The following is a 20,288-nucleotide window of genomic DNA, read 5'->3' as shown; positions in this document are numbered from 1 at the left end:
GCTATTTTGCTAGGAATTATGTCCCAGCCTCTTTAACCTTTTAAAATAATTTAGGGGCTTTTTTTATTTATCCTTTTTGTCCTTTTTATCTTTGTTGTCTTCGCCACCTGTATATTCATTTATTTTATCTTTTACTTTGTTAACTTGTTCGTTATCACTATCTTTAAATTTTTCAGCAGCTTCTTTAGCTTTATCCATAAAACCCATAAAATTTACTCCTCTCAGTTATAAAAGTTTATTTATAGCAACAATAAAATGGATTAAAAATGTGAATCCATGATTGCTATGTTTTGTTATAACCTTAAAAAATATTAGTTAAACATTGTAGGCAAAATTATTACGAGTAAATAATAAATGGTCATATCTATGTATCTATTTAACCACTATAAAAATTTAAATATAGAACATATAACCCTCTAAGTCTTCATTCGTATCTTTGTAATCTGCAAGATATTTTAATGTAGTATGATCTAAAACATCTCTTACAGCGTCTCTCATTCTAATCCATAGTTGCTTTTGTGCAGGCGGTTCTGAATCAATACTCTCTACAAACGTAATCGGTCCTTCTAGTAATCGGATAATATCTCCTGCAGTAATTTCTTCTGATGGAACTCTAAGTTGATAACCACCTTTAGCACCTCGAACGCTTCGAATTAATCCAGCATTTCTTAAAGGGCCTACTAATTGTTCAAGATATAAATCACTTAGTTTATTTTCTTCAGCAATTGTTTTTAGTGATACACAACCTTGACCTTCTCTTTTAGCAAGAGATATCATCAATGTTAATCCGTATCTCCCTTTTGTTGATATTTTCATTGTATAACCTCACTTAATTCGAATAGTATCTGTTACCATTCTATCATTTTTTACGTTAATATAATATTAGAAAGGTGTGAAAAATGTGAGTACAGAACCATTAGCCTCTCGAATGAGACCGAAAAATATAGATGAAATTATATCTCAACAGCACCTGGTTGGTCCGAAAGGTATAATAAGAAGGATGGTAGATACTAAACGTCTTTCTTCTATGATTTTTTATGGTCCACCTGGAATTGGTAAAACAAGTATTGCAAAAGCAATTTCAGGAAGTACACAATTTAAATTCAGACAATTAAATGCCGTAACTAATACAAAGAAAGATATGCAGTTAGTTGTCGAAGAAGCGAAGATGTCAGGACAAGTTATCTTACTATTAGATGAAATTCATCGTTTAGACAAAGCTAAACAAGATTTTTTATTACCTCATCTTGAAAATGGTAAAATTGTATTAATCGGTGCAACAACTTCAAATCCTTATCATGCGATAAATCCAGCGATACGATCTAGAGCACAAATATTTGAGCTTTACCCATTAAATCAAGATGATATAAGATTGGCATTAGATAGAGCTATAAATGATAAGGAAAGGGGTTTAAGTACTTATCATCCTATTGTAGATGAAGATGCTATCGAATATTTTTCAACGCAAAGCCAAGGCGATGTTAGAAGTGCATTAAACGCTTTGGAATTAGCTGTACTAAGTGCTCATATTGATGAACAAAACGAAAGACATATTACTTTAGATGACGCAAAAGATTGCTTACAAAAAGGTGCTTTTGTAAGCGATAAAGATGGCGACATGCATTACGATGTCATGAGTGCTTTTCAAAAATCAATTAGAGGTAGTGATGTCAATGCAGCACTCCACTACTTAGCACGTCTAATTGAAGCTGGTGACTTACCTACAATCGTACGTCGATTACTTGTAATTAGTTATGAAGATGTTGGGTTAGCATCACCTAATGCTGGTCAGAGGACTTTAGCAGCGATACAATCAGCTGAACGTCTAGGTTTTCCAGAAGCACGAATTCCCCTTAGTCAAGCGGTAATAGAATTATGCTTATCACCTAAATCAAATTCTGGTATCACAGCAATAGATAAAGCTCTTGGAGATATAAGAAATGGACATATAGGTCAAATACCAGATTATCTGAAAGACGGTCATTATTCAGGCGCTAAAAAGTTAGGACGGGCTATAGGTTACAAATATCCTCATAACTATGAAAATGGTCATGTTGTACAACAGTACTTACCAGAAAAATTAAAAAACAGAGTGTATTATGAACCAAAAACCACATCAAAAAGCGAACAACAATTTAAAACAATTTACGATAATTTACGAAATAAAACATAATTATATTCATTGAAAATATGTAGCGAAGATTAATATGTTAGTTGCAAAAAACCTGGGACAATGGTGATGTCCCAGGTTTTTACAATAAGTTATTGTAGATTTATTTAAACTATGAATCAAATTTTACAAAAAATAGAAGATAGTATTTTTCTTGCAATGAGATAGATGACTTTAATTTAGTCCTTTATCTTTAATTCGCCTTACAGGTATATCTTTTAAAATATCATTGACAACGTAGCTTGCACAAATAAGGCCTACTACACTTGGAACAAATGCATTAGAAGATGGAGGCATTTGCCCTTTTCTATTGATTGCATTTTTATCTCCTACTGTTTCTTTTACGTCCTCGCGTATAACAATAGGGCTTTCATCAGAGAATACTACTTTAACACCTTTACGAATACCAAGGCGTTTTAAACGATTTCTAATTACTTTAGCCATAGGATCAGTATGTGTTTTTGAAATATCTGCAATTTCAAAGCGTGTCGGGTCAGTCTTATTTGCTGCACCCATACTTGAAATTAACTCAATTCCTCTTTCTAAACACTCTTTCATGAGATGAACTTTATAAATGATTGTATCACTCGCATCAATAAAATAATCAATATCATAATTATTAAAAATATCTTTGTATGTTTCCTCAGTATAAAACATATGCAAAGAAGTAACTTTACAATCAGGATTTATTAATTTGATTCTTTCTTCCATTAGCGTGACTTTACTTTGACCAATAGTTGATGTCAGTGCATGGATTTGCCTGTTCACATTTGTAATATCGACATCATCTTTATCTATAAGTATGATGTGCCCAATATTAGTCCGAGCTAATGCTTCAGCTGCAAATGACCCGACGCCGCCAACGCCTAAAACTGCAACAGTCTTATTTTTTAGTAAGTCCAGCCCTTCTTGTCCTATTGCTAATTCGTTCCTTGAAAATTGATGTTTCATCTTTAGCTCCTTTAATTCCAATTCATTATATCTATGCCTCTTTATAATTATTTACACAAAAATACGCAAGACAAAAGTCTTGCGTACCGATAGAGTCCGTTGATGCCGTAGTTATAAATAGCTTGATCATTCGGCCTGCTATATACAGGTGGGTGCCCTGTTTCTCGTTTTGCAAGTCCTCCTATAGAGGCGTGTGCGCTGCGAGAAAACCTATTGGGCTCCCTGATCAAAGAGTGTTAGGCCCAAATAAAAAGCAAACTTACGAACACCACAGATGACTATCTTATGAAATTATCATACCACAATTTAAAAAGAGAAGTAAATTTTAAAGACTTATCATTTAGCTCAAATGTGTATTAATTTTTCATGAATTCTAAACTAGTTCCAAAATTAGAATATAATGTCTGATTAATTATCTTACTCATCGTTGTTTTACATTCATTTCTTACGATTGACCTCTCTGTGCCAATCTCTTAAGAACCATTAAATTAAGGCCCTAGTCCCAACTTGCTTTGTCCGTTGAATTTCTTTGTGAAATTCTCTTTGTTGGGGCCCTAGTGTCTGATTCTTAGTGAGAGTTCTTGGAGTTGTTTATCAGATACTTCTCCTGGAGCGTCAGTTAAAAGACACGTAGCTGATGCTGTTTTAGGGAATGCAATTGTATCTCTTAAGTTTGTTCTATTTGTTAATAACATCACAAGTCTATCTAGACCTAACGCAATACCACCATGAGGTGGAGCACCGTATTTAAAGGCATCTAATAAGAAACCAAATTGCTCTTGAGCTTGTTCATTAGTAAATCCTAAAACTTCAAACATTTTTTGTTGCAATTCACCATCGTGTATTCTTATAGAACCACCACCAAGTTCATAACCATTTAGAACAATATCATAAGCGTTAGCTTGTACATTTTCAGGTTCTGTGTCTAGCTTTTCGATATCTTCTCTTTTAGGTGAAGTAAATGGATGATGTGCAGCTACATAACGTTTTGCATCTTCATCATACTCTAATAACGGCCAATCAGTTACCCATAAGAAATTTAATTTTGATTCATCAATTAAACCTAATTCTTTTGCTAATTTAATTCTTAAAGCCCCTAAACTTTGAGCAACAACATTAGGTTTATCAGCTACAAACATTACTAAATCTCCAGGTTTAGCTTCTGTTAATTGTTTAAGTGTTTCAACATTAGTATCTTCGAAAAATCTAGCAATTGGGCCACTTAAACCATCATCAACAACTTTAACCCAAGCTAATCCTTTTGCACCATATATATTTACAAACTCTGTTAATGCATCCATGTCTTTACGTGTATATTTATCTGCAGCGTCTTTTGCGACAATTGCTTTAATTTCGCCGTTGTTGTCTACAGTATCTTTAAAAACTTTAAAATTCATTTCTTTACCAAGCTGTGACACATTGATAAGTTCCATACCGAAACGAGTGTCAGGTTTATCTGAACCATAACGATCCATAGCCTCTGCATACGTCATACGTGGGAAAGGCCCACTAACGTCTATTCCTTTTACATCTTTAACAACTTTACGTAACATATCTTCACCCATGGCTATGATATCTTCTTGATCGACAAAACTCATTTCAATATCAACTTGAGTGAATTCTGGTTGGCGATCTGCACGTAAGTCTTCATCGCGGAAACATTTAACAATTTGATAATATTTGTCAAAACCACTTATCATTAATAGTTGTTTAAATAATTGTGGTGATTGTGGCAACGCGTAAAATTCACCCTCGTGTACACGGGAAGGTACTAAATAATCTCGCGCACCCTCAGGTGTTGATTTTGTTAATACTGGTGTTTCAATATCGAAGAACCCATTATTATCTAAGTATTGACGGATAGAACGCGTAGTTTGATGTCTCATTTTAAAAGTTTGTGCTAATTCTTGTCTACGCAAATCTAAATATCTATATTTTAATCGAATATTTTCATCAACGTTTACATTTTCTTCATTAATTGAAAATGGAGGTGTTTCTGATTTGTTAATAATCTCAATATTTGAAACTTGAACCTCAACTTGACCTGTTTTGATTTTTGGATTAATAGTTTCAGCATCACGTTTTGTTACTACACCTTGAACTTCGACTACATATTCTGAGCGTACTGTTTCAGCAACTTGCAATGCTTCTTCTGAAAAGTCAGGATTAAAAACTATTTGGACAATACCTTCACGATCTCTTAAATCAACAAAAATTAATCCACCTAAATCGCGTCTGTTATGAACCCAACCTTTTAATGTTACTTTTTCGTTTAAAAATTCTTCTGTGACTAAACCACAATACGTTGTTCTTTTATTCATTTTTAGACTTCCTTTCTATTTTTAAAATAGTTAATTAATTCATCTAATTGCACATTTTCTGTTTCACCTGAAATCATGTTTTTCACACCAATTTCATTATTTTCAAGTTCTTGATCTCCAATTACTACAGTATATTTAGCATTAAGACGATCAGCTTGTTTCATTTGTCCTTTAATTTTTCTGTTTAGATAATCCTTATCTACCTTTATTCCATTTCTTCTTAAATCATTGATTAACTTAACAGCATAACGATCGGCATCTTCTCCCATTGTCACAACAAATAAATCAAAATCTTCACTTACATCTAATGAAATACCTTCTTCATCAAGTGCCATTAATAATCTTTCAATACTTAGTGCAAATCCAATACCTGTTTCATCTGGACCATCTAATAATTGTAACAATCCATTATATCGACCGCCACCACATAATGTAGTGATAGCTCCATCGTATTCTGGATTATCAATCATTAATTCAAAGGCAGTATGAGTATAATAATCTAATCCACGAACTAAGTTAGGATCTTCAACATAAGATATGTTCAAATTATCAAGATGTAATTTAACTTGTTCATAATAAGATTTAGAATCATTATTGAGATAATCTGTGATACGGGGTGCATTTTTTACTGCTTCTTTATCTCTATCGATTTTACAATCTAAAATTCTCATAGGATTAGTGTGTAATCTTGATTGACAATCTGAACAAAATGTATCAATTACAGGTTCAAAATGTTTTACTAATGCTTCGTTATATTCTTTACGTGACTCACTATCTCCAATACTATTGATAACTAACTTTAAGTGTTTTAATCCGAAAGACTCATAAATATGCATAACCATAGCGAGTATTTCAGCATCAATACTAGGGTTTTCCGCTCCTATTGCTTCGACACCAAATTGGTTAAATTGGCGATATCTTCCTTTTTGTTTACGTTCATATCTAAACATAGGACCATTGTAGTAAAGTTTGATAGGTTGATTGGGTTCACCTTGCATTTTATGTTCAATATATGAACGTACAACGGCTGCAGTTCCTTCAGGACGTAACGTTAAACTACGACCTCCTTTATCTTTAAATGTATACATTTCCTTTTGAACAACGTCAGTAGAATCCCCCACGCCTCTTGCAAAAAGTTCAGTACTTTCAAAAATTGGCGTTCTTATTTCTTTATAATTATACAATTCCATTAATGTGTGTAATCGATTTTCAATGTAACGCCATTTAGCAGAATCTTGCGGCAAGATATCTTGGGTACCTCTCGGCATCTTAATCATAAAACTCTCTCCTTTATTATTAAAAAAGATTAAAATAGTCTTTCATTTTCATATGGGTTATAAAAAATTAAAAAGTCCCTTGTATAGTACAAAACTATACAAGGGACGATTCACCGTGTTGCCACCCTATTTGATTATACTTATAAAAGCACAATCCACTCAAAACGCTTAACGTGCGCCATCCGACTTTTAATTAAAAGTACCTCTTCTTGCGTTCAAATTTTTAAATTACTAAGTACAATCTTACAGCCAGGGATTGTATTTCTACGCATTAAATGCTACCTACTTCATTTAAAATTTCAAGAATCATATCGGTTTTACTTATAAAGTTCATCAATAATGATAACGATTTTTAGAATAATTTGCAAGGTCTAGGATGAGAAATATTGTTTTAGACCATCAACAATAGCTTGTTCAACCACCTGTCTATGTAATTGATCATTAATCATAGATTCGTCAGTAGGGTTACTTATATAGCCTAACTCTAACAGTACTGCTGGTATATCTGTCTGTCTCAACACTTGATAATTTTGTTGTCTAGAACCTCGATTTGTCAATAATGCCTTCTTTTGAATTGCAGAATTTAAAGTTTGTGCAAGTGATTCTTGCTTGTCTTTAAACCAATAAACAGTTACTCCATTGGCATTTGAAGAATCAAGCGCATCATTATGTATACTAATAAATGCGTCACCCTTTATATTTCTATCATCCAGGGACACATATTTATCATTGGAACGAGTCATTTTTACATGAGCACCTTCCTTGTTTAATAACTTTTTCAATTCTTTAGCAGTTTTAAGCGTGTAATTTTTTTCGAGACTTTTAGATGGCGTACTACTTGAGGCACCCTGGTCACTTCCACCGTGACCAGGGTCAAGTACAATTGTTTTTCCTTTTAGAGGGTTTGACGAAAGTGATTGATCAGCAGGAATGTTCAAATTCGTGTGCCAACCAGCAACCCAGCCTTTCTCAGTGCCAGCGTGATTTTGAACTTCAATCCATTTCCCTTTTCGATCTATTTTCTTAAAACTTTCGCCTTTATCTATTTTATATATAACAGGATAGGCGGCATTAGGTCCTGTTCTTAACTCAGCATTATCAGTTATAGTAATTTGACCTGTATCTTCATCGCTTAAATTAACAAACATAAAAAGTAAAATTAAAAATATAATAAAAATTGCAATTACTACAAGCGTAAGTCGATTTTTTAGACCATGTTTAGTTAGCCATGAATCTATTTTCTTCATATTATTTTCCCATCCTGCGATTCATAGATCAATGTGACAGGTCCATCGTTATGAATTTCTACATTCATATGTGTTCCAAACTCACCTGTTTTGACAATTAAGCCATAACCTTCTAATTCTTTATTAAATTTTTGATATAAGTCTTTAGCTTGTTCTGGAGCTTTAGAATTTGAGAATCCAGGTCTATTTCCCTTTTTAACATCAGCGTATATAGTAAATTGGGAAACTGAAAGAATTTCTCCTTCGACTTGTTGAATATTTAAATTCAATTTGTCATTTTCATCTTCAAAGAGACGTGCATGAGCAATCTTTCTTGCGATGACTTTTACATCCTCTTCGGTAGAACTTTGACCTACTCCTACAAGTAAACAATACCCTTTATTAATTTGGTTATCAATTGTATCATTCGTAACTCTAGCATTTTTAACTCTTTGTACAATTATCTTCATTTCTTTTGCACCTCTAGTTCCAAACTCTAGATACTGTATAAACGTCACCTAGTTGTTTAATTTTTTCAACGACACGGTACACATCATTGACATTTTTTACCATCACGCTAATATTAATTACAGCATTTTTATCAATGTCTGAACGCCCAGAAACTTTAATCAAGCTTCCAGCAGTAGAATTCACAGCTTGTAATACTTCGTTGAGCAAGCCATTTCTATCATATGCAGTAACCTCTAAATCGACTTGATATTGTTGTGTTGAATCTTTAGATTTTACCCACTCTACCGAAATCAATCGATCTGTTTCATTTTTTATATTTGGACAATCTGTACGATGAACTTTAATCCCGTGTCCTTTAGTGATATAACCAACAATATCATCACCTGGTATAGGATTACAACATTTTGATAACTTGATTAAGACGTTTTCTAATCCCTCAACGTATACACCACTGTCTGTGGTAATATCTTTTTTTATAGGTACAGATTTTGTAACTTCCTGCGCCTCATTTAATGCCTTTTGTTTATCTAATATTCTTTGTCGTTCAGTTAATTTATTGACGATTTGTATTGATGTAACACCACCGAATCCAACAGCTGCGTACAAATCTTCATCATTTGCAAAATGATATTTTTCATTAACGACTTCTAAATTTTTCTCAGTTAAAATATCCTCAACACGGAATCCTTGCTCTTTAATCTCCGCTTCTACCATAAATTTACCTTTTTCTATATTAGAAGAACGATCTTGTTTTTTAAAGAAACTTTTGATTTTACTTTTAGCACTAGAAGATTTTACAATTTTCAACCAGTCTCTACTTGGACCGTAAGAGTGTTTACTTGTACGAATCTCTATAATATCACCAGTTTGTAGAACATAATCTATAGGTACGATTTTACCATTAACCTTAGCCCCAATCATTTTATTTCCTACTTCACTGTGTATTGCATAAGCAAAATCAATTGGTACTGCACCATAAGGTAACTCTATAACATCACTAGCTGGTGTAAATGCATATACCTTATCGCTCTGTAAATCATATTTTAAGGATTCCATAAATTCTTGCGCATCTGCAGAAGTATGGTCAGTTTCAGCAAGTTCTTTTAACCAATTAAGCTTATTTTGAAAATCCTGTGTTTTTTGATTAACTGTCTTACCTTCTTTATAAGCCCAATGTGCAGCAACACCATGTTCAGCGATTTCATGCATTTCGTGTGTTCGAATTTGTATTTCTAAAGGGTCGCCATTGGGTCCAACTACAGTGGTATGTAGTGATTGATACATATTTTGTTTAGGCATAGCTATATAATCTTTAAAACGTCCAGGCATTGGTTTCCATAATGTATGAACTAAACCAAGCGTCGCATAACAATCGTTTATCGAATTAACTATAATACGTATAGCAAGCAAATCAAATATTTGATCAAATTGCTTTTTTTGTTTAATCATTTTGCGATATATACTGTAAATATGTTTTGGTCTACCGTTAATTTCGCCCGAAAGATTCATTTTAGTCATTTCGTTTTTAATTTTATTGATTGCATTTGTAATGTAAGCTTCGCGTTCACTACGTTTTTTCTTCATAAGATTAACGATGCGGAAATATTGGACACTGTCAATATATCTCAGCGCTGTATCTTCAAGTTCCCACTTTATCGTGTTGATTCCAAGTCGATGTGCTAGCGGAGCATAGATTTCTAAGGTTTCCTTAGAGATTCTTACCTGCTTCTCTCTTGGCATTGCCTTTAAAGTTCTCATATTATGAAGCCGATCTGCCAACTTCACTAAAATTACACGTACATCTTTAGCAATAGCAATAAATAGTTTACGATGGTTTTCTGCTTGTTGTTCTTCCTTAGAACGATACTTAACCTTTTTAAGTTTAGTTACCCCGTCTACGATTCGTGCAATTTCTTCATTAAACATATCTTTAACATCTTCAAATGTATAAGAAGTATCTTCAATCACATCATGTAGAAATCCAGCGACAATAGTGGGTCCGTCTAAACGCATCTCTGTTAAAATCCCTGCAACTTGAATAGGATGCATAATATATGGTAAGCCATTTTTTCTAAATTGACCCTTATGTGCCTCATAAGCTATATGATAACTTTTGAGAACATATTCATATTCACTTGTTGATAAATATGATTTAGCTTTATAAAGCACCTCATCCGCGCTATATGGATACTCGTTATTCACTTTAATGACACCCCACTCAATTCATTACTTTCGTTTAGTACTCATGTTGCAAAGATGTTTAACATACCACATGAAAGTACTTATTCATTGTTATTGTATTCATTTTACCATAAATCATTTATAGCTTAAGAAAGTAGAAAGGTTCTACATATATCAAATTATCATGTTCAACTATATAATTGAAACTCATTTATTAATTTTCTAAATAATAGTTTCATGATACTACAATATGACTTACAAATAAATAAATGATGTTAAACTTTAATCACACATTTAAATTTACATTTAAGTTGTCGGTTCCAATTAAAAAATTAAAACACATAATTTTATTTAATATCGATTTAAAACAATGTCCAATTATAAATAGAGATGAATACTTAGCTGATGTTCACAGTAGTTATAAAATAAACTAATATAAAATTGATAATCATTTTAATACATTAAGCTTTTCAAAAAGATTAATGAGCCTGATATTATTTTTTCAGGCTCATAAAAATCTAAATTTTATTATTTTTATTCATCATATGAAATCAAACTCATCACATCATAATCTTTTATTTTATCAATTCCATTCAAATATTTAAGTTCAATAATAAACGCAATACCTACAACTATACCACCTAATTGTTCAACAAGTTTTATTGCAGCTTCAATTGTTCCACCTGTAGCTAGTAAATCATCAGTAATTAAAACTCGTTGTCCAGGTTTAATCGCATCTTTATGCATAGTTAATACGTTAGTTCCATATTCTAAATTATATTCATAACGAATAACTTCTCGAGGTAGTTTTCCTTCTTTACGTACTGGAGCAAAACCAATACCCATTGAGTAAGCAACTGGACACCCTATTATAAACCCTCTGGCTTCAGGACCAACTACTATATCTATATTTTTTTCTTTTGCATATTCAACAATTTGATCCGTAGCATAGCCATAAGCTTCACCATTATCCATTATAGTTGTTATATCCTTAAAGCTTACACCTGCTGAAGGCCAATCTTTTACTTCTGAAACATATTGTTTTAAATCCATTGTTTTTCCTCCTGAAAGCTATGTTAACTTTGATATTATCCATTCTTTTATATTTAAAAAATCATCATAGAGAAGGCGTTCTTCTACTTCCATACGTGCTTGTCTCATTTGGTAAATACGACTATTTTCTATATCTTGTTTATTTGGCGTCGGATTTATCTTAATCAATCCCTTTTCGTCGTAAATAAACTCCAATTCTTTAAAGACTTTAAGCATGAATGTTAATATTTCGGGCTTAATATTTAAGTACTCACAAAGCAGCATACCTTCTTTAATTAAGTCAGTTTCTTTTTTGTTTATTAAAGCTTTGTAACACTTTTTAAAAAGCGACTTGCTAGGGATACCTTCAAAATATATTGACTTATCATGCTGCAGAACTAAATATAGTTGAGAAATTTGTGAATGTTCTAAAGTTTGTTCAATTTCCACCATAGTATTAGGTAAGTCTCTAAACACTATTTTATCATAAGGTCTATCAATAGCCTCACCATAATGATAGTAATGTGAATTGCTTTTTTTGAGTTTCGGATGAATGACATAGGCAACATTTGATTCAGTTTCTTTAAATTGTATATTTTTACGTTTACTACGATAATCCAAAATTTGTAATTGGTCTATAGCAATATCTTTGATGATAAATTGAGGTGTTTGATTACCATTCCATTCATTAATTTGCAATGTTCCTATTATATGAATCGGTTGACCTGCTTCGAGTTCACTTGCTAAATGTCCATGATTCCAAAATAAAGCAGTTAAACCTGAATGACCAAGCGTTAACTTAAGATGTTTATTATCCTGTCCGATTCCTTTTGTTGACTTGACAATTAAATCTCTAACCATAAAAAGAGGACTATTAAAGTCCGTACCAAAAGGCCTTAATTGAAATATATCTTTAATATTTTTAATGTTAATTTCTGTTTCTTCAAGTTGCGCATCCACCTTTATTGAAGGCTCTAATGAAGTGGTAACTGTAAGTTCCTTCATCCACACATTTAGCTCTTTATGTAAACGTTCAATATTATCGATAGGCATCGTCATTCCTGCAGCCATGTGATGACCACCAAACTTATCAATTAACTGTTGATGATCATTTAAAATATCAAACATGGAAACTTGTTCAATCGACCTCGCAGAACCCTTGGCATGATTTTGATTTTTATCAATATTTAAAATTAATGTTGGTAATGCATATGTTTCTACAATTTTAGATGCAACAATACCTAATACACCCTCATGCCAACCCTCTTTGGCAAGTAAAAGAAACAAATGTCCTTGTTTGATTTGTTCCTCTGCTAATATCAATGCTTCATCAGTAATTTTAGATACTATATCTTTACGTTCTTGATTAAAATGTTCAACTTGTTCAGCTAAAAATTCCGCCTCTTCAAATTCATCGGACAATAAAAGTTCAGCAGCTAATGATGCATCTTCTAGTCTACCAACAGCATTTAATCGAGGTCCAATAATAAAACCAATCGTTTCTTCTGTTATTTCATCATTAAAACCCGCTTGATTTAAGATAGCCTTTATGGACGATGGTGTATGACTGTTTAATATCTTTAATCCTTGCTTTACAATATATCTATTCTCATCTGTTAATGATACTAAATCTGCAATCGTACCTATGGCAGCTAATGCTATGAAATGTTGAGGTGGATGCTTTATCAATCCTTGGGCCAATTTATAAGCAACACCCGCACCACATAAATATTTAAAAGGATATTCAAAATTAGGATGCATCGGATGTACAATTGCAAAAGCATCAGGTAAAGTTTCTCCTATTTCATGATGATCTGTCACTATAACATCTACACCTAATTCTTGTATGGTACTTATTTCATGATGTCCTTGTATACCATTATCTACAGTTATTATTAAGGAGATCCCTTCGTCATAAGCATTTTTAAATGCTAATTCATTAGGTCCATATCCTTCTGTAAATCTATTGGGAATATACCACCCCACCTGAGCGCCAAGTATACGTAAAGTAGACACTAGAATTGTAGTAGATGTAACACCATCTGCATCATAGTCACCATATACTAGTATTCGTTCATTTTGATCGATAGCTAATTTAATGCGATCAATCGCTTTTTGCATATCACTTAATAACATATAATCATGACTAATGTTAGTGTCTTTAAATAGATTTTGAATCTCCTGATTATCCACAATATTTTTACTCTCTAATACCTTTTTTACTATGGGTGAAAGTTTAAATTGATCACTACTACTCTCACTTATAAAGGTGTCAGGTTGAGTTATATCCCAATTATATTTTGATTTAATCATTATAATCGTCCTCATTTCCACAGGTCATTATACCGAAATTTTAATGAAATAAAAAGTACTTGCATTTTTTAAAAGAATATAAAGTTACAATTCTTCACAAAACTTTTATCGTTCAGTTTTTTCATTAACTGCTAACTTAATGATTAAACGCTAATACATGAAATCAAGCCAACCAAAGTAGATAATTCACCTTGGTTGGCTTGTAAACTTTTAAAATTATAAAAATGTGAAGAAGTTAAACTAAGATTTTTTCATCGTTAGATTTCTTCTCTTTGTGCACTATTAATTTATTATTTTTTGTCTTTTTAAACTGTCGTTTCTTCAACATGCCCCATAATGGTACAGCAATGAAAATTGATGAGAATACACCAGATAATAATCCAATTAGCAATGCTAAAGAGAAATTAAATATTGTTGGTGCACCTAAAATTAAAATTGAAACTACCACTACAACTACAGTTAACACTGTATTAATAGAACGTGTCATAGTTTGTCTAATAGAGCGGTTGACTATATCATCAATTTGATCAGTATGCGTAATGACTTTAACTTTATGCAGATTTTCTCGAACACGGTCGAAAGTTACGATTGTATCATTGATTGAATAACCAACGATAGTTAATACTGCTGCAATAAACGTTAAATCTACTTCTATTCTAAACAAACTAAAGATTGCAATGATGATAAATACATCATGTAATAATGCAAGTACAGAAGATAGGCCCATACGCCATTCAAATCTTAGTGAAACATAGATAATAATACCTATAGAAGCAAGTATTAATGCAGTTACAGCATTTTTAGCAAGTTCTTGGCCAATGAGAGGTGAAACGGTATTAATTTGTGGATTATCTCCAAATTCAGATTTCACCTTAGCACTTAATTTATTGTCTTCCTCACGTGATAAATCTTTTTTAAACTGAACTGTGGCATTTTTATTTCCACTACCATTAATCTGTATTTGATCTGGTTCTAATCCAGCTGATTTTACAGTTTTCTCAACCTGTGCTTGTGTTATAGCATTTTTAGATTGAATATCTGCTCTTGTTCCGGATGAGAAATCAATACCTAAGTTTAATTTAAATATCGAAATGATAATCAATCCAATAATTACAATTAAAATACTAAGTGAAATAAGTGGCTTAGCTAATTTAACAAAGTTTAACTTTTCATATGATGTTTTTAAATCATGTACATCTTTACCTTCATTAATATCATGTCTATTCTTCTTCTTAACACCAAATAACCAGTATTGTTTTTTAAAGAAGTTTGAAGATACCAGTAATGATAACAACCCTCTTGATAAGAATACTGCGGTTACAAATATCATTAAGATACCTAAGAGTAACATCGTTGCGAAGCCTTTGACTGAACTTTCTCCAAAGAAGAAAAGCACAGCCGCAGCAATGACAGTTGTTAAATTGGAATCAAATATAGTTAAGAATGAACTTTTATTTGCTTTAGAATACGCTTGTTTAAGCGTGCGTCCAATTCTTAGTTCATCTTTAATACGTTCATACATAATGATATTGGCATCGACAGCCATACCTACACCTAAAACTAATGCCGCCAATCCAGGTAGAGTTAATACACCTGATATGAAATTGAATGCGACTAAAGTTAAATAAATATAAGCGGTTAAGGCAATGATTGCAACTAAACCAGGCAAACGATAGAAACCAAGCATAAATAAATAAATTAATGCTATACCTACAATTGATGCAAACATGGTCTTATCTAAAGCATCTTGACCAAATTGTGCACCAACAGAGTTAGAGTAAATTTCTTTTAAATCAACTGGTAATGAACCGGCATTTAATAACTCGGCTATTTGTTTAGCTTCTTCAACACCTTTTTTACCATTGAACCCACCTGAAATTTCAACACTACTAGAATTAATAGGTTGGTCTACACTCGCTGCAGATATAAATTTAGGCTTTTTACCTTCTTGTTGCTTTTTAGCTTCTTTCTTGTAACTATCGCCTTTTTCGAAATCTAACCAAACTACCATGACATTGTCACGTTTTTTAGAAATCTTTTCAGTTACTTTCTTAAATTTATCTTTACTTTTTACTTTAAATGTAACTGTTGGCTGATTAGTTTCTTGTTTAAATTCTTGTTTAGCAGAGCCTTGTTTAATGTCTGAACCAGACATTAAAACATGATCTTCAGCATCTCTAATTGTTAAATTAGCTTGTGTCGATAATAATTTACGCGCTTGTGCTTGATCCTTTATACCTGCTAATTGTACACGAATTCGATTAGGATCTTCGATTTGTATTTTCGGTTCTGATACACCTAGAACATTTACACGATTTTCTAATGTTTGAGATGTAGCCTGAAGTGCTTTTTTATCAATTTTATCTCCTTTATTTAAAGGATCTACTTGGAAGAGGACTTCAAAACCACCTTGCAAATCTAGACCTAAATTAACATTTTTAACTACATTCTTATACGTCATACCCATTCCAGTGAATAGTAGAGCTACGAGGAGTATGAATGCAATTATTCTACTCGTTTTCTTCACATGAACACCTCATTATTTACTTATGTATCTAGAATACTCGATGAATAAATTATCGTGCAAGTTAAAATGATATTACGTTCACTTTAACGGACTTACTTATATTAACATACTCATAGAAATAGTGAAATTATTGTCTAAAAATGCAACAATTTTATAATAATTTTTCTATTTAAACAATGCTAAAAAAACCTGAGACAGAAATTGTCCCAGGCATTCTTAACATTATAATAATCAATACAGAAGTTAAAATGCATTTATCTTATTCATTTAAGACTAAAATACCATTACAGTAGAAAGATAAAATATTCCATAAGCTATTTATCCCCTACATTTAGGTATCAATCTGTATTTATGAAGGGTCTACTTGTTTTATTGCTGGTTTTTCAAAAGTCATTTCTGTTCCATTACTATTTACAGTAATGATTACAGAAGTTTCATCTACAGCTTTAATAGTTCCTTTAATACCACCGATTGTAGTAATCTTTTGACCCGCTTCTACACGGTTAATCATTGCACGATGTTCTTTTGCACGTTTTTGTTGTGGTCTTATTAATAAGAAATACATTACAACCAATAATAAAATTGGTATAATCAATGAAGTTAATTCCATTTTAGTTACTCCTCTTTAAAAGTTTTTAGGGTTTTCTACATTTAATCCATATTGTTCAAAGAATTCATCTTTAAAATCTAAAAGACGGTCTTCTCGAATGGCTTGTCTAATATCTTCCATTAATTTTAGCAGAAAATGTAAATTATGAATAGTAGTAAGACGGATACCAAAAGTCTCTTCCGCTTTAACTAGATGTCTAATATAAGCTCTTGTGTAATGTTGACATGTATAACAGTCACATTGTTCATCAAGTGGTCTTAAATCATCTGCATATTTAGCGTTTTTAACAACTAATCGACCATTTGATGTCATACAAGTACCATTTCTAGCAATTCTAGTAGGCAATACACAATCAAACATATCCATACCCCTAATGCTACATTCAATCAAAGCATCAGGAGAACCTACTCCCATTAAATATCTAGGTTTATCTTTCGGCATAAATTGTTCTGTATGTTCAACCATGTCATACATAACAGGTTTTGGCTCACCTACAGACAGCCCTCCTATCGCATACCCTGGAAAATCAAGACTGACAAGTTCTTTAGCACTTTGTTCTCTTAAATCTTTGTATTCTCCGCCTTGAATAATACCGAACAGTGCTTGTTCTTCAGGGCGTTGATGTGCTTTTAAACATCTGGCTGCCCATCGAGTTGTACGTTCGATTGAATCTTTGACGTACTCATATTCAGCTGGCATTGGTGGACATTCATCAAATGCCATCATAATATCAGAACCTAAATCATTCTGTATTTGCATAGACTTCTCGGGACTCAAAAATAGCTTTGAGCCATTAGTATGGTGTCTAAATTCTACACCTTCTTCAGAAATTTTGCGCAAATTACTTAAACTAAATACTTGGAAACCACCAGAATCTGTTAAAATTGGACCGTCCCAATTCATGAATTTGTGTAATCCCCCAGCGTGCTTGATAATATCATTTCCTGGTTGTAACCACAAATGATATGTGTTTCCTAATATAATCTTTGCTTCTATGTCTCTTAATTCTTCCGGGCTCATTGTTTTAACTGTTGCTTTTGTCCCAACCGGCATAAACATTGGTGTTTCAAAAGATCCATGCGGTGTATGTACAATTCCTAATCTGGCACCGGATTGTTTACATGTTTTTATATGCTCATATGTCACTGCAGGCATATGTTAAACCTCACATTCTTTTATATAATTAACATTGCATCTCCAAAGCTAAAGAATCGATACTCCATTTCAACAGCTTTATGATAAGCGTTTAAAATATATTTTTTACTGCTAAATGCTGAAACTAGCATGACTAACGTTGACTTGGGTAAGTGGAAATTAGTAATTAACCCATCTATCGCTTTAAACTCAAAGCCAGGATAAATAAAGATATCAGTCCATCCACTTGTAGCAACAAATTGAGGATGATCACGACGTATCGTTTCTAATGTACGCGTTGATGTTGTCCCAACTGATATCACACGCTTACCATTTTCTTTTGTTTGATTTAATAAATCAGCCGTTTCTTGTGTCATTTGATAATACTCACTATGCATTTCGTGATCATCGATATTATCAACACTTACGGGTCTAAAGGTTCCTAATCCAACATGTAATGTAATAAAGGCAATATGAACCCCTTTTTGTTCAATTTTATTTAATAAATCATCAGTAAAATGTAAACCTGCTGTTGGTGCAGCTGCTGATCCACTTTCTTTAGCATAAACCGTTTGATACCTATCAGGATCATCTAATCTTTCTTTAATGTATGGAGGTAATGGCATCTCACCTAATTCATCTAAGCGTTCTTGAAGTATACCCTCATAATGTAGACGCATAATACGCCCGCCCTGTTCGAGTTCCTCAATACACTCAGCAACGATTTTACCATCTCCAAAATTTAGACGATGACCTTTTTTAATTCTCTTTGCAGGTTTAAGTAAAACTTCCCAATCATTACCTTCAATTTGGGTGAGCATTAGCATTTCAACTTTAGCACCAGTTTCTTCTTTTAGGCCAAATAATCTAGCAGGCATAACACGTGTATCATTAAGAACTAATGTATCACCTGGCTCAAAATAATGGATGACATCTCTAAAATGTAAGTGTGTCATCTCACCAGTATCTTTTCTAAGAACTAACAATCTACTTTGGTCTCTGTTTTTTAGTGGTGTTTGTGCAATGAGAGACTCTGGCAAATGATAATCGAAATCTTCGATATTCAAATTATTTCCTCTTTTCGTTAGTAGTATTAAAGTGTTCAAAGGCTAAAGCAGTTGCTTTTCTCCCACGTGGAGTCCTTTCCAAGAAACCTTTTTGGATTAAGAAAGGTTCATATACATCTTCTATAGTCACTCGTTCTTCACCTATTGAAACTGCAATTGTATCTAATCCAACAGGACCACCGTTGTACTGATTAATAATACAATTCATCATTTTATGGTCGATGTAATCTAAACCTTGTTGATCGACCTGCAATAATTGTAATGCTCGTTTAGTCGTTTCAATATATATCTGATCGTCTTCATTTACTTGTTGGAAGTCTCTTACACGTTTTAGTAACCTATTCGCTATCCTAGGTGTACCTCTAGAGCGACGAGCTAATTCTAAAGCACTTTCCTTATCGATGTCCGTTCCAAGCACCTCTGCAGTTCTCGTGATTATTTCCTTTAAATCATTTTCATTATAGTACTCTAATCTAAGATGCACACCAAAACGATCTCTTAACGGACCCGTCAAACTACCGGCTCTTGTCGTTGCTCCAACTAATGTAAAAGGCGGCAAATCTAATCGAATGCTTCTTGCTTCATCGCCTTTACCAATAATGATATCTAAGAAAAAGTCCTCCATAGCAGGGTACAGAACTTCTTCAACAACACTACTTAATCTATGAATTTCATCGATAAATAACACATCACCTGGCTGTAACCCAGATAATATCGCTGCTAAGTCACCTGGTCTTTCTAAAGATGGTCCTGAAATAGTACGAATATTTACATCCATCTCATTAGCAATGATATTTGATAAAGTCGTTTTACCTAGTCCTGGAGGACCAAATAACAAGACATGATCGAGAGGCTCTTGTCTAAGTTTGGCAGCCTTGATAAAGACTTCTAAATTACTTTTTATAGAGGATTGACCTATATACTGCTTTAATTGTGTTGGTCTTAGTGATAATTCCAAGTCAGTATCTTCATTATGAAATTCTTGATCGACCATTCTTTTATCCATTT

16 protein-coding genes and 1 other RNA gene are annotated in these 20,288 nt (G+C 32.8%); 1 reads left to right on the top strand and 16 read right to left on the bottom strand.

Annotation, left to right across the window (positions count from 1 at the left end; translation table 11 throughout):
• Positions 1-63: 63 nt before the first annotated feature.
• Complete coding sequence (locus HMPREF3241_RS04445) at positions 64-207, bottom strand: SAS049 family protein (protein ID WP_002468519.1); 144 nt, start codon at positions 205-207, stop codon at positions 64-66.
• A gap of 186 nt (positions 208-393) precedes the next feature.
• Positions 394-816: a cysteine metabolism transcriptional regulator CymR gene (gene cymR, locus HMPREF3241_RS04440; protein WP_001830806.1), complete on the bottom strand. Its 423-nt coding sequence runs from the start codon at positions 814-816 to the stop codon at positions 394-396.
• Positions 817-901: 85 nt separating this feature from the next.
• Between cymR and HMPREF3241_RS04435 the strand changes: the two genes are divergently transcribed.
• Entirely contained in the window at positions 902-2,173 is a 1,272-nt protein-coding gene (locus HMPREF3241_RS04435; RefSeq protein WP_002446610.1) for a replication-associated recombination protein A, read from the top strand.
• A gap of 171 nt (positions 2,174-2,344) precedes the next feature.
• On the opposite strand, the gene HMPREF3241_RS04430 is transcribed toward HMPREF3241_RS04435, so the two are convergent.
• The 14 genes from HMPREF3241_RS04430 to ruvB form a co-directional block, all read right to left on the bottom strand.
• Positions 2,345-3,121, bottom strand: coding sequence for a tRNA threonylcarbamoyladenosine dehydratase (locus HMPREF3241_RS04430; protein WP_002475155.1), 777 nt, complete (start codon positions 3,119-3,121; stop codon positions 2,345-2,347).
• 89 nt (positions 3,122-3,210) lie between these two features.
• Positions 3,211-3,401: non-coding RNA, 6S RNA (gene ssrS / locus HMPREF3241_RS04425), on the bottom strand.
• 274 nt (positions 3,402-3,675) lie between these two features.
• Positions 3,676-5,442 (bottom strand): aspartate--tRNA ligase, encoded by a 1,767-nt coding sequence (gene aspS, locus HMPREF3241_RS04420; protein ID WP_002457778.1) that lies wholly within the window; start codon positions 5,440-5,442, stop codon positions 3,676-3,678.
• A gap of 2 nt (positions 5,443-5,444) precedes the next feature.
• Positions 5,445-6,719: a histidine--tRNA ligase gene (gene hisS, locus HMPREF3241_RS04415; protein WP_002446613.1), complete on the bottom strand. Its 1,275-nt coding sequence runs from the start codon at positions 6,717-6,719 to the stop codon at positions 5,445-5,447.
• A 371-nt stretch (positions 6,720-7,090) separates the two neighbouring features.
• Positions 7,091-7,966 (bottom strand): N-acetylmuramoyl-L-alanine amidase family protein, encoded by an 876-nt coding sequence (locus HMPREF3241_RS04410; protein ID WP_002446614.1) that lies wholly within the window; start codon positions 7,964-7,966, stop codon positions 7,091-7,093.
• A complete protein-coding gene (dtd, locus tag HMPREF3241_RS04405; RefSeq protein WP_002457781.1) occupies positions 7,963-8,415 on the bottom strand; it encodes a D-aminoacyl-tRNA deacylase in 453 nt (150 codons plus the stop codon). Before dtd ends, HMPREF3241_RS04410 begins: the two co-directional genes overlap by 4 nt.
• A 13-nt stretch (positions 8,416-8,428) precedes the next feature.
• Complete coding sequence (locus tag HMPREF3241_RS04400) at positions 8,429-10,618, bottom strand: RelA/SpoT family protein (RefSeq protein ID WP_001832683.1); 2,190 nt, start codon at positions 10,616-10,618, stop codon at positions 8,429-8,431.
• A gap of 513 nt (positions 10,619-11,131) precedes the next feature.
• Positions 11,132-11,650 carry an adenine phosphoribosyltransferase gene (locus HMPREF3241_RS04395; RefSeq protein ID WP_001832698.1) on the bottom strand — a complete coding sequence of 173 codons (519 nt, stop codon included), beginning with the start codon at positions 11,648-11,650 and terminating at the stop codon, positions 11,132-11,134.
• 18 nt (positions 11,651-11,668) lie between these two features.
• Entirely contained in the window at positions 11,669-13,942 is a 2,274-nt protein-coding gene (recJ, locus tag HMPREF3241_RS04390) for a single-stranded-DNA-specific exonuclease RecJ (protein ID WP_002446616.1), read from the bottom strand.
• A 235-nt stretch (positions 13,943-14,177) separates the two neighbouring features.
• Positions 14,178-16,469 carry a protein translocase subunit SecDF gene (secDF, locus tag HMPREF3241_RS04385; RefSeq protein WP_002446617.1) on the bottom strand — a complete coding sequence of 764 codons (2,292 nt, stop codon included), beginning with the start codon at positions 16,467-16,469 and terminating at the stop codon, positions 14,178-14,180.
• Between the two features lie 349 nt (positions 16,470-16,818).
• Positions 16,819-17,079 (bottom strand): preprotein translocase subunit YajC, encoded by a 261-nt coding sequence (yajC, locus tag HMPREF3241_RS04380; protein WP_001830800.1) that lies wholly within the window; start codon positions 17,077-17,079, stop codon positions 16,819-16,821.
• Between the two features lie 15 nt (positions 17,080-17,094).
• On the bottom strand, positions 17,095-18,234 hold the full coding sequence (gene tgt, locus HMPREF3241_RS04375) for a tRNA guanosine(34) transglycosylase Tgt (RefSeq protein WP_070845600.1): 1,140 nt from the start codon (positions 18,232-18,234) through the stop codon (positions 17,095-17,097).
• A 20-nt stretch (positions 18,235-18,254) separates the two neighbouring features.
• Positions 18,255-19,280 carry a tRNA preQ1(34) S-adenosylmethionine ribosyltransferase-isomerase QueA gene (gene queA / locus HMPREF3241_RS04370; protein ID WP_002487446.1) on the bottom strand — a complete coding sequence of 342 codons (1,026 nt, stop codon included), beginning with the start codon at positions 19,278-19,280 and terminating at the stop codon, positions 18,255-18,257.
• Position 19,281: 1 nt separating this feature from the next.
• Positions 19,282-20,286 (bottom strand): Holliday junction branch migration DNA helicase RuvB, encoded by a 1,005-nt coding sequence (ruvB, locus tag HMPREF3241_RS04365; RefSeq protein ID WP_002446621.1) that lies wholly within the window; start codon positions 20,284-20,286, stop codon positions 19,282-19,284.
• Positions 20,287-20,288 lie beyond the last annotated feature (2 nt).

The organism is Staphylococcus sp. HMSC34G04, from assembly GCF_001838765.1.
Lineage (GTDB): Bacteria > Bacillota > Bacilli > Staphylococcales > Staphylococcaceae > Staphylococcus > Staphylococcus epidermidis.
Note: the sequence above shows the minus strand (reverse complement) of the source record. Positions and strands in the feature narration are given on the sequence as shown.